The organism is Mesorhizobium sp. P2_C4 (genome assembly GCF_056404575.1).
This window is the reverse complement of record NZ_JBFUDT010000011.1, coordinates 121,604-133,540: the sequence shown is the minus strand read 5'-3', so window position 1 is coordinate 133,540 and position 11,937 is coordinate 121,604. Positions and strand designations below refer to the sequence as shown.

Annotated in this window: 9 protein-coding genes and 1 pseudogene; 8 read left to right on the top strand and 2 right to left on the bottom strand. The window is 64.2% G+C overall.

Annotated elements, in window-relative coordinates; translation table 11 throughout:
* The first annotated feature begins 73 nt into the window (after nucleotides 1-73).
* The 8 genes and pseudogenes from hemC to AC1DX6_RS28995 all read left to right on the top strand — a co-directional run.
* Nucleotides 74-997, top strand: a complete 924-nt coding sequence (gene hemC / locus AC1DX6_RS29030; protein WP_477319761.1) for a hydroxymethylbilane synthase — start codon at nucleotides 74-76, stop codon at nucleotides 995-997.
* Between the two features lies 1 nt (nucleotide 998).
* Entirely contained in the window at nucleotides 999-1,709 is a 711-nt protein-coding gene (locus AC1DX6_RS29025) for a uroporphyrinogen-III synthase (protein WP_477319759.1), read from the top strand.
* A 90-nt stretch (nucleotides 1,710-1,799) separates the two neighbouring features.
* A complete protein-coding gene (locus AC1DX6_RS29020; RefSeq protein ID WP_477319757.1) occupies nucleotides 1,800-3,281 on the top strand; it encodes a COG4223 family protein in 1,482 nt (493 codons plus the stop codon).
* Between the two features lie 10 nt (nucleotides 3,282-3,291).
* The gene (locus AC1DX6_RS29015) at nucleotides 3,292-4,902 is read left to right on the top strand and encodes a heme biosynthesis HemY N-terminal domain-containing protein (protein ID WP_477319755.1); all 1,611 of its coding nucleotides are present in this window, start codon (nucleotides 3,292-3,294) and stop codon (nucleotides 4,900-4,902) included.
* A gap of 36 nt (nucleotides 4,903-4,938) precedes the next feature.
* Nucleotides 4,939-5,418 (top strand): tellurite resistance TerB family protein, encoded by a 480-nt coding sequence (locus tag AC1DX6_RS29010; protein ID WP_477319753.1) that lies wholly within the window; start codon nucleotides 4,939-4,941, stop codon nucleotides 5,416-5,418.
* Between the two features lie 14 nt (nucleotides 5,419-5,432).
* Complete coding sequence (locus tag AC1DX6_RS29005) at nucleotides 5,433-6,164, top strand: glutamine amidotransferase (protein ID WP_477319751.1); 732 nt, start codon at nucleotides 5,433-5,435, stop codon at nucleotides 6,162-6,164.
* A gap of 526 nt (nucleotides 6,165-6,690) precedes the next feature.
* Entirely contained in the window at nucleotides 6,691-8,823 is a 2,133-nt protein-coding gene (locus AC1DX6_RS29000; RefSeq protein ID WP_477319749.1) for an adenylate/guanylate cyclase domain-containing protein, read from the top strand.
* Between the two features lie 107 nt (nucleotides 8,824-8,930).
* Nucleotides 8,931-9,143: pseudogene (locus AC1DX6_RS28995) on the top strand (OmpA family protein); the annotation flags it as partial.
* 78 nt (nucleotides 9,144-9,221) lie between these two features.
* Here AC1DX6_RS28995 and AC1DX6_RS28990 read toward each other — a convergent pair.
* Both AC1DX6_RS28990 and AC1DX6_RS28985 read right to left on the bottom strand, forming a co-directional pair.
* Entirely contained in the window at nucleotides 9,222-9,968 is a 747-nt protein-coding gene (locus AC1DX6_RS28990; RefSeq protein ID WP_477319747.1) for a bestrophin-like domain, read from the bottom strand.
* A 655-nt stretch (nucleotides 9,969-10,623) separates the two neighbouring features.
* Nucleotides 10,624-11,862, bottom strand: coding sequence for an MFS transporter (locus AC1DX6_RS28985; protein WP_477319745.1), 1,239 nt, complete (start codon nucleotides 11,860-11,862; stop codon nucleotides 10,624-10,626).
* Nucleotides 11,863-11,937: the final 75 nt, after the last annotated feature.

Below are 11,937 nucleotides of genomic sequence, written 5' to 3'. Positions count from 1 at the left end.
CACCGGCCATTCCCAATTAGGAAAAGGCCCGGCAGAGCTCAAGCTGCCCGGGGGTTATCACGGACTGCGCGCCATGCAAACTTTGAAAATCGGAACACGCGGCAGCCCGCTGGCGCTGGCGCAGGCGCATGAAACGCAGGCGCGGCTGATGGCGGCGCATGGCATGCCGAGCCAGGCGTTCGAGGTGGTCGTCATCTCGACCAGCGGCGACCGCATCCAGGACCGGCCGCTGTCGGAGGCCGGCGGCAAGGGCCTGTTCACCAAGGAAATCGAAGAGGCGCTGCTCGCCGGCCGGATCGACATCGCCGTGCATTCGTCGAAGGACATGCCGACAAGATTGCCCGACGGGCTGGAGCTCAGCGCCTTCCTGCCGCGCGAGGATGCCCGCGACGCCTTTATCGGCAAGGCGGCGAAGACGATCGCCGACCTGCCGCACGGTGCCAAAATCGGCTCGTCGTCGCTGCGGCGCCAGGCGTTGATCCGGCGCATGCGGCCGGATCTCGATGTGGTGATGTTTCGCGGCAATGTGCAGACGCGGCTGCGCAAGCTTGACGAGGGCGTCGCCGAAGGCACCATCCTCGCCTATGCCGGGCTGAAGCGGCTCGGGCTCGAACACGTCGTCACCGATCTGATGCCGCTTGACAGCTTTCCGCCGGCACCGGGGCAAGGCGCGATCTGCATCGAAAGCCGCATTGGCGATCGTGACGTGGAAAAGATGCTGGTGGCCATCCATGATGTGGCGACGGGCCAGGCGCTGGCCTGCGAACGCGCTTTTCTGGCGGCGCTCGATGGGTCCTGCCGCACGCCGATCGCCGGGCATGCGACGATCGCAGACGGCACCCTTGTCTTTGCCGGGCTGATCATTTCGCCGGACGGGACAGTCTCCCACGAAATCAAGGCGCAAGGCCCGGCACACGAGGCCGCCCGCATCGGCGAGGACGCCGCCCGGACAATACGCGCCAAGGCCGGCGAAACATTTTTTGACGGCTGGGCCTGACATGGTCCGCGTCCTGGTGACGAGGCCGGAACCGGGGGCGTCGCGTACGGCTCGGCGGCTTGAGGAGATGGGTTTTCAGCCGATTCTGTTGCCACTGACCGAAACGGTGGCGTTGCCGGTCGACGCCGGCGTCAAGGATGCCGTCGCTGTTGCGGTCACCAGTGCCAATGCGGTGCGCCATGCTCCGAAAGAAATCATCGCGGCGCTCGCCGCGTTGCCCTGCCATGCCGTTGGCAAAAGGACCGCCGACGCCGCGCGTGCGGCGGGATTCTTGGCCGTCAGCGAAGGCCCGGGCGACGCTACAGCACTTGCCGATGCGCTTGCCGGCGGCCTTTCAGGCAAGACGATCGCCTATTTGTGCGGGCGGGTGCGGTTCCCGGCCTTCGAGGCGCGGCTGCAGGCAGCGGGAGTACAGACCCGCGCCGTCGAGACCTACGACACCGTGACGCTGGACTATTCCGACGATGCAATTGTCGAACGCCTGTCCGGCCGGCCGGTCGAGGCTGCGTTGCTCTATTCGGCCAAGGCGGCGGCAGCGCTGCAAACCCTGATCAGGTGGCCGGCGCTTCGTGATCTCTTTGAAAAGACGACTGTTTTCGCCCTTTCGGCGCGTATTGCCGCAGCCCTGGACGACGTCGCTGGCGAAAAAATCCGGATTGCTCGGGAACCGCATGAGGAGGCGTTGCTTGAGCTTTTACTGATATGGCGCTGACCCCGTGTCATCACGCCGCCCCTTTTCACCGCTTGGTGATGTGCTAGACCCATTTGAACCATCCCGAAGCGAATTTTGCGGAGCCTAAGCATGGTCAAGACGCCGAAGATGCGACATTCGAAAAGCCGGCGCGAGCCGGTGACCATCGAGCTCGAACCCGGCGCCGTGTCGCGCATCGTCGACGAGGATGCGGTCAAGGCTTCGGCCGAAGACGTGAAGGCAGAGGAAGCCGTCACCGTTTCGCAGCCAGAGGTGCCTGAAGAGCCGGTGCATGCCGACCAGGTCGATCTCGAGCCGTGGGAGCACGCCGACGCGGCAGCGGCCTCACAGCAGGCTGAAACGGAAACGCCGGCCGAGGCCAAAGGCACCACGGAACCGGAATCCTCCTATCCGGCCGGCTCGGACGCACCGCCGAGCCGCGCCAAAACCTCCGACTACAGTTTCGAGGACGCATCGCCGAAGGCGGGCGACACCAAGGATGCACCACGAAAAGCCGAAACAAGGGACCAATCGATGGCAATCCAGCCGAAGCGCAGCGGCATCAACGGCATCGCTGCCGGCATTATCGGCGGCGTCATCGCGTTGGTCGGCGCCGGCGGGCTGCAATTTGCCGGCCTGCTCGGTGGGCCGGGCGCCGGTGCAGGCAGTGTGTCGCTCGACGGCGTCAATGGCGAAATCGCTTCGCTGAAGACCGAGATCGCTGGCTTGAAAGAAGCAGGCGGCAACGCCGATGCATCGGCCAAGGTCGATGGGCTGTCGGCGGCACTGGATCAGGTCAAGACCGATGTCGCGGCGCTGAAATCGGCGGTCGAGCAAGGCGGCGCCGGCGACAATGCCGGTCTTGCCGCATTGGGCGACAAGGTCAAACAGATCGAGACGGCGGTTGCCGCGCTCGGCCAGGCCGGCAATGCGGCGCCGGTCGGTCTCGGCCCGCTCAACGAAAAGCTCGCGGGGCTCGATGCGCTGGTGAAATCCGCCGGCGAGGCGGCGACAGCGCAGGAAGGCCGGTTGACCGCGCTGGAACAGTCGGTGTCCCAACTGTCCGGCAAGGTTGACGCCCAGGCTTCGCAGCCGAAGATTGCGCTCGCCATTGCCGCTTCGGCGCTGAAGGCGGCGCTCGACCGGGGCGCGCCATTTGCGGCCGAACTCGAAACCTTTGCCGCGATTTCGCCGGATGCGCCGCAAATCGCAACGCTGCGGCCCTACGCAGAAACGGGCGTTCCGACCCGCACCGACATCGCGGCGCAAGCCGACGCCGCGGCCAGTGCCATGGTCGCTGCCGCCGCACCTGTCGACGAGAATGCCGGCTTCCTGCAGAGCCTGTTGTCGAGCGCCGAGTCGCTGGTCAAGGTCAGGCCGATCGGCGCCGTCGAAGGCGCCGGCGCGCCGGAAACCGTCGCCCGCATGGAGGTTGCGGTCAACCAGGGCGACTATGCCAAGGCGCTCAGCGAATATGCGACGCTGCCCGAAGCGGTGAAGACCGCCGGCGCCGATTTTGCCGGCAAACTGAAGGCGCGCATCGAAGTCGAGACCCAGGTTGACGCGCTGATTTCAGGCGCGATGAAGGCGTGAGGGAGTTAAGATGATCCGAATTCTGATCTTTCTCGCCGTCGTTTTCGCCCTCGGCCTCGGCTTTGCCTGGCTGGCCGACCGTCCGGGCGAGATGCTCGTCACCTTCAACGGTTATCAGTATCAGGTCAGCCTGATGGTGGCTGCGGTGGCTATCGTCACCATCGTCGCCGCGGTGATGATCGTTTGGTGGCTGATCAAGTCGCTGTGGAACAGCCCCTACACCATCTCGCGCTATTTCCGCGTGCGCCGCCGCGACCGCGGTTACCAGGCGCTGTCGACCGGCATGATCGCCGCCGGCGCCGGCGACGGCGCGCTGGCGCGCAAGAAGACCAAGGAAGCGGCAAAGCTGATCCGCTCCGACCAGGAGCCGCTGATCCATCTGCTCGAGGCGCAGGCCTCGTTGCTGGAGGGCGACCATGAGGGCGCCCGCGAAAAGTTCGAGACCATGCTCGACGATCCCGAAATGCGGCTGCTCGGCCTGCGCGGGCTCTATCTCGAGGCCGAACGGCTGGGTGACCGCAACGCCGCGCGGCACTATGCCGGCCGTGCCGCGGTGATGGCGCCGCAACTGGCCTGGGCCGCCGAATCGACGCTGGAAGACCTGACCGGACGCGGCGACTGGGACGGCGCGCTGAAACTGGTCGACGCACAGAAGTCGACGCGGCAGATCGAGCGCGACGCCGCCAATCGGCGCCGCGCCGTGCTGCTCACCGCCAAGGCGCAGGCGCTGCTCGACAGCGATCCCAATGCCGCCAGAACCGCTGCTGTCGAGGCCAACCGGTTGCGCCCGGATTTCGCCCCGGCCGCGGTCGCGGCGGCAACCGCGCTGTTTCGGCAGAACGATGTGCGCAAGGGCTCAAAGATCCTCGAGGCGGCGTGGAAAGCCGAGCCGCATCCGGAGATCGCCGAACTCTACACCCATGCAAGGCCGGGCGATGCCGTGCTCGATCGCCTGAACCGGGCGAAGAAGCTGCAGGAGATGAAGAAGAACCACGCCGAATCGTCAATGACGGTGGCACGTGCCGCGCTCGACGCGCAGGATTTTGCCACCGCGCGGCGCGAGGCGGAAGCCGCGATCCGCATGGATCGCCGCGAGGGCGCCTATCTGCTTTTGGCCGACATCGAGGAAGCCCAGAGCGGCGACCAGGGCAAGGTGCGGCAGTTGCTGTCGAAGGCGGTGCGGGCGCCGCGCGATCCAGCCTGGGTTGCCGATGGCGTCATCTCCGAGCGCTGGGCGCCGGTGTCGCCGGTCACCGGCAAGCTAGACGCGTTCGAATGGCGCGCGCCGATGGAGCGGCTCGGCCAGCTCATCGACAGCCATGAGGACACGCCGGAGGCCGAACAGCCGGCAATTGCGGCGCCAGTCGTATCGGTCAAGGAAAAGCCTGCCGACGTGATCTATCACCCGGCTGTTTCCGCTGGCAGGACGACAGTGACCGGAGCCGTAGCGGAAAGCGGCGAGGATCTGGTCACGCCAGTCACCGCCGCCGCCTTTGCCGCGGTGCCGGCCGATGCCGAAGCCGTCGAGCCGGCTGAGGAACTTGCCCGGCTGCCCGACGACCCCGGCGTCGATCCCGATGAGGAAGCGGAGAAGTCGCCACGCCGATTTCGACTGTTTTGATGTAAATGGGCCCGTTGGCCGATTGGGAATAATTAGATGTTCGAACGCGTTCTCTCATTTCTGAAGGACCTGCCGAGCGGTGCCGGCGCCCGCGCCAACGCGGACGATCCGCGCGTTGCGGCATCTGCCCTTCTCTATCATGTGATGAACGCCGACGGCGTGCGTCAGGACGTCGAATGGGAGCGGTTCAAGGAAGTGCTGGCGGAAAGCTATTCGATCAGCGGCGACGAACTCGATGCGCTGGCCGCCGCCGGCGAGCGCGCCGACAATGAGGCGATCGACCTCTATGCCTTCACCAGCGTTTTGAAGCGCCACCTCGATGCCGAGGCGCGCAAGGCCTTCATCGGCCTGATGTGGGAGATCGTCTACGCCGACGGCGAGTTGCACGAGCTGGAGGACAACACTGTCTGGCGCGTCGCCGAGCTGATTGGCGTCGAACGCCGCGACCGTGTCGAGGCACGCCGCAAGGCGGCCGCCGCCGCACCGGGTGCCACCGGAACGTCGAGCGACGAATAGGATCCCGCCTTCCCATGCCGCCAAGACCGAGTTCGAAGCCAAAGATCCTGATCGTGCTGCATCAGGAAAATTCGAGCCCCGGTCGCGTCGGCCACATGCTGCTCGAAGAAGGATTTGATCTCGACATCCGCCGCCCGCCGCTGGGCGACGCCTTGCCGGAAACGCTGGACGGCCATGCCGGCAGCGTGGTGTTCGGTGGGCCGATGAGCGCCAATGACGAGGACGAGTTCGTCCGCCGCGAGACCAACTGGCTGGAAATCCCGCTGAGGGAGAACCGGCCGTTCCTCGGCATCTGCCTCGGTGCGCAGATGCTGGCCAACCACCTCGGCGGCAAGGTCGAGGGTCATGGCGAGGGTCTGGTCGAAATCGGCTGGTATCCGCTGAAAGCGACCGAAGCCGGCAAAAGGCTGCTGCACTGGCCCGAGATGGTCTACCAGTTCCACCGCGAAGGCTTTTCGCTGCCCAGGGACGCGACGCTGCTGGCGACGGCCGAAACCTATCCCAACCAGGCCTTCCGCTATGGTGACAATGCCTGGGGCATCCAGTTCCATGGCGAATTGACCCGCATGATGATGCAGCGCTGGGTGGTGCGCGGTGCCCACCGTTTCGAACTGCCCGGCGCCCAGCCCGGCCGCGACCATCTCGGCGGCCGGCTGATCTGGGACATGCATCTCAAGCGCTGGCTGAGTGAGTTTTTGCAGACGATTTTTGGCAAGCCGGTCGTGGGACAGAATAAAAGCCAATAATTCATAGTGGCCGAGCTTGATCCAAAGACGACCTACGTCTGCTTGGGCGTGGACGACCGCTTTGCGCCTATTATCCGACATTTAGGCCTCCCTGGTCGTTTTCCGAAAGCAGACGGTCGGCTCATGCCGGGATGAATTCCGTCTTACCCAATTGCAGTGGGGTTTCGCGACGGGCTAACTCGTTCCGAGCGCCTTGGCGAGCGTCATCGAGGGCCGTTCCGCAAACCGGGGCTAGTTCTCGGCGGAAAAGTTGCCGAAATGCGAGAAGCCGAAGCGCGAGGCCACGGCCGCTTGCTAAACCCAGCGATAGAACGAGGGGGTGGTGTCCGTGCGACCGCGACGCTTCTGCCGTGCGGTCCCACGGTCAAACCGAAAACGCATTCCCGCACACGTCTCGCAGTAAATTTGCTATGCATATGCGAGGGAGAGGGGAAACAGATGAAACACGATCCTGGCTTGCCGTCCGACGCGACGCCGACACTCCTGTTTCCGAAGACCTGATGCAAAAGCAAAGTAAGATCATCTCATGTCTTCTTCAGATGTAACCGGCTCATCCAGCTCCCCGGGCTGGGGATTGGCTGCAAAGCTGTTTACAACCCTCGTCCTTCTTGGCGCGATCGCGGTCATGGTCACCGGGGCGCTGGGTTACTTCCGCGCCCGCGACGCTCTCGAAAAAGCGGTCTTCGACCAACTCACGGCCGCCCGTCAGAACAAGACGCGCCAGGTCGAAACCTACTTCCGCACGATCCAGGCGGAGCTGCGCCTGCTTGCCACTTCCAAGATGGTGGTCGATGCGACACGCGAGTTCCGGACCGCGGTCGACCAACTCGACCGGGCAGGCGCGCCGCCTGAGCTGCGGCAGAGGGTCGGCGATTGGTACGCTGAGAACTTCATCCCCGGAATGACGCGCACCCTTGGCAGGCAACCGGCCCTGTCGGACTACCTGCCGGTCGATGGTGCCCCCTACTATCTGCAGTATCACTACATTGTGGACAATCCCGACCCCGCAGAGCGGCGCAAGCTTCTCGACGACGCCGGCGACGGAAGCGAATACTCCAGGCTGCATGCCATATATCATCCATTGATGCGCACTGTGGCTACCACGGTCGGCTTTTTCGATCTCATGATTGCCGATCCCAAATCGGGTCGCCTGATCTATACGGTCGAGAAGCAGGTGGATTTCACCACGTCTCTTCAGTTGGGACCGTACCGCAGCGCCAACGTCGCGGCCGCCGTCGCCCGCTGCTCGCAGATCGCAGACCCATCAGCCATCTGCCTGGAAGATTTCACCTCTTATGCGCCGTCAGACGGCGCACCGATCGCCTTCATGGCAGCACCGGTGATTGCCCAGGGCGTCGTCATCGGCGTGCTGGTCGCGAAATTGTCGAATGATGAGATCGACAACGTTGTCACCGGTAACCGCCGCTGGCGGCAGGAAGGGTTCGGCGACACGGGTGGGGCCTATCTCGTCGGACCCGATTATCTGGCGCGCTCTGGCCCGCGGGCGTTCTACGAGAACCGGGATAACTTCTTCGCTGACCTCAAGTCCGTCGACGCCTCGGAAGAGGAAATCGCCGCCATTCAGCGTTACGGGACACCAGTGCTGCATCAGCGCATCGACACCGAGGCCTCCCGTGCTGCGCTCGCCGGTGTCGAGGGCACGGGCGAGATCATCGGATACCGTGGCGTCCCGACGCTCGCTTCATGGGGACCGCTCGCGATTTCCGATGTCAAATGGGCTCTCGTGGCCAAGATCGACAGCGCTGAGGCCTTCGCACCGATCGCCGAACTCCGCCGGAATCTGTTGCTTGTCGGAGGACTGGCGATGCTCGTGGTCGCCGCCACCGCCGCCTGGCTTTCGCGCGCGCTGCTCGGACCGCTCCGCGATCTCACTGCCGGGGTGAAACGCTTCTCTGCTGGTGACTATGCGACCAGCGTGCCGGTCCGCACGCGCGACGAGATTGGCGAGCTCTGCTCGGCCTTCAATGGCATGGTTGAGGATCTGCGCCAGAAGAATGTCGTGATCGAGACGAAGAACCGCGAGAACGAGCAGCTGCTGCTCAATGTCCTGCCGGCACCGATCGCCAATCGGCTGCGCGCTGGCGAGGAGAGGATCGCCGACGGCTTCGCCGAGGTCACGGTCGCCTTCGCAGATCTGGTCGGGTTCACGGCACTGACATCGGAAATGCCGCCGCATGATGTCGTGATGCTTCTCAACGGACTCTTCACGCGCTTCGACGTCGCCGCCAATGATCTCGGCATCGAGAAGATCAAGACGGTGGGCGACTCCTATATGGCGGTGTGCGGCCTACCCGTGCCGGTGGCCAACCACGCCGAGCGCATGGTCCGCATGGCCATCCGCATGGTCCACATTACCCGCGAGCACGCGATGGAACACAACGTCTCGATGAAGCTCAGGGTTGGCGTCAACAGCGGGCCAGTGGTCGCCGGCGTCATTGGGAAGAGTAAGTACATCTATGATTTATGGGGTGACACAGTGAACCTGGCGAGCCGCATGGAGTCTGGTGGGGTGCCCGACTCTATTCAGGTGACGCGCCCCGTCTACGAACAGCTCAAGAACCAATTCGTCTTCGAGCCGCGCGGCGCTATCGAAATCAAAGGCAAGGGAAAAGTGGAAGCCTGGGTGTTGAGATTTTAGTCGCGGGGCACTCCGATGGCGTTCATGCGTGCAATGAGCCGATCCAAGATCAAGGCCATAAATGGCAAAGTGGCTGCTTTTGAGGACGCGGCGGAAATGTTGCCGACGCCGACGATCCCGGCGCAAGTGAAACGGCGCTGTCGCAGAAGCGCGCCGATGCGGTGATGGACTACCTCGCCGCCGGCGGCATAGACCGCAACCGCATGTGGGCCAAGGGCTACGGCAAGGACAGGCTCGTCCGCGACTGCCCCGACACCGGCTGCAGGTCGCAGAACCGCCGCGTTGTGTCTAATTTGCGCGATGAGAGGGACGACTCGTAGGGGCTGCTGTTTTGCTTGTCACCAAATCAGAGTCACACAACGCAACGGAATTTACCCGTCTCTGCACTCCTGCCTGTATCATCCGCCGCCGCCCGCTTGGGCTTCCGGCATAATTTGCAGCAGCGGTTGCGGCGATACTGCGATCTCTCCCGTGAAGGGCCGGTCGTGGGCGAGAATCAAGAGAACGGATGCCGCTACGCCGGTCGCAAAACTTCCAAGAGCGATCGCCGATGCCAGTCGGTTATCACTATGTACGACCGCGATCGCGAGAAGAGCACAGAAGGCTTGCAGGATCAGGCAAGCCCACTTCGTGGGGTTGACTTGTGCGGAGCTGACGAGAATCCGTTGGCGACGCGCCTCGAAGGCGTCTTCAAGCCACCTCGTAATCTCGCGCTGCGCGATCTCCTGGCCGGGATTGCTTGGCGTCAAAGCCAGCGTCGTCCGCAGCGCCTCGTTAAGCGCCGGCGGGATTATGGTGAGGGTCGCCGCGCTCTCGGCCATCAGAGGCCACTCATGGCTCGTCGTTTCCTCGATATAGCTGCGCACCAGCGTCCGTAGGCGCGCCTCGGGCTCCACGGGAAAGCTGCTCGCCAGAACCACGACCGACCGCAGCGCACTGGCCTCGCGATTGACTGCCGCATTGGCGCGATCGTTGTCGCTCCAGACTTGAGCCGCGGTGAACGCCACAAACAGGCCAAAGATGATACCGAGCGGCGGCAACATGCCAGGCGAAAGCGCCTTGAATGACCGCGCTGTGGAGCCCGCAGACAGAGCAGCGATGACTTGGTGCAAGATGAACGCGACGATATAGGTGGCCCCGAACACGACGAGAGCCATCCAAGCGAGTGGAAGAGTATGCAACCAGCCACTCATAGCAGCGCCTGCCCTATCCCGAGAATTCGTCGTCAGGCGTTTGTAAGGCCGTCGTTCCACTCGTGGCAATGCCACTGTGTTCCACCGTGTCAACAAACTCTATGCACGGCTGCCAGCGCCGGTCGAAAGACCTCGCGCGGCCCATTCCTTGGAGCGCGCTTTCTCTCCCAGGGAGGCCAATGCGATGGCGCCTGCCGCCATGGCCCGTGCGTTGTCCGGGTGCAGCCCAATCTCCCTTTCGACGCGCTCCAAAATCCGACGCGCAGCAGCGCTGAGTTCGTCATGCCGGCGCAACAATCGATAGCAATTAGCCGCAATGCAGGGAGCCCAGCAGTCTGCTTCAAAGCGCCTGCAGGAAAGCCGGAAGACGGCTTGAGGTCAGGCGATCCCGGGCCTCATGCATATCCCCGAATCGCCACAGCGTCTATCACTTGCCGCGTTGGCACTTTGCCGGCGAGTTAGATCGGATTCCGCTATGGGGCCGGCACCGGAACGTCCGCTTACTGATTACTCCAGCCCAAAGCAGACCGACGGCTTCCGGCCCCATCTCAGCCGTTGGCGGCGCAAGCTGATTGGTTGGATCCAGGGGCTTGGATCCGGCGCCCAATCAGTTCCGCCCGTTCAAATGCCGCACCTTGCGCAGTTGCGGAAACAGCACCGCCCATAATCCGACAACCGCGATGGCGCCGACGCCGCCGACCACCACCGCTGGGACGGTGCCGATCAGCGCCGCCATGGTGCCGGCGCGGAATTCGCCGACCTCGTTGGAGGCGCCGACAAAGACCTGGTTGACGGCATTGACGCGGCCGCGCAGTTCGTCCGGCGTCCACAGCTGGATCAGTGTCTCCCTGATGTAGACGCTGAACATGTCGGTGGCGCCGAGCAAGGCGAGAGCCACGATCGACAGCCAGGTGATGGTCGAGAGGCCGAACAGAACGGTGAAGGCGCCGAACGACGCGGCGGCGCCGAGCATGATCATGCCGGCGTGGTTGCGGATTGGGTGGCCGGCCAGCCAGATGGCGACGCAGATGGCGCCGACGCTGGGCGCCGAGCGCAGCAGGCCGAGGCCCCAGGGACCGAGCTGCAGGATGTCGCGCGCATAGACCGGCAACAGCGCCGAGGCGCCGGACAGAAGCACGGCGAAGAGATCGAGCGAGATGGCGCCAAGCACGATCTTCTCGCTCCAGATGTAGCGGAAGCCGGCAAACAGCGTTTCCATGGTCGGCTTGTCGGTGGCGGTCTGCTGGGCAGGTTTCGGGATGGTGAAGATCAGCAGGGCGGCCACCAGCATCAGCACGGCGGCGACGGCGTACGCGGCTTCGGCCGAGACGCCGTAGAGCAGGCCGCCGGCGACCGGGCCGACGATGGTCGCCGTCTGCCAGGCGGACGAATTCCAGGCGATCGCGTTGGCGAAATCCTCCGGCGGCACAAGGTTGGCGAACAGCGAGGACGAAGCCGGTCCGAAAAAGGCGCGCGCTCCGCCGAATAGAGCGAGCACGGCGAAGATCGGCAGCGGACTGACGAGACCGCGCACCGTCAACAGCAGCAGCGCCAGCGCGCAGACCGCCTCGACCAGCGTCGACAATGTCATGATCAGGCGGCGGCCGAAGCGGTCGGCGACGGCGCCGGTGACCAGCACGAGAAGCAGCGACGGCAGGAACTGGACGATGCCGACAATGCCAAGGTCGAAGGGATCGCGCGTCAGGTCATAGACCTGCCAGCCGACCGCGACAGACACGATCATGGTTGCGAAGGTACCGAGGAAGCGCGCCGCCCAGTAGCTGAGGAAGGCCTTGTGCCGGAAGGCGGCATAGCGCTGGTCCGGCGATGTCTGTTCAAGTGTCATGGAGATGGGCCCCGTTGCGAAAACACTGGCCAGCGGGGCTCTTCCACGATGGGCGCTGTTCCGGCCAGGGAACTT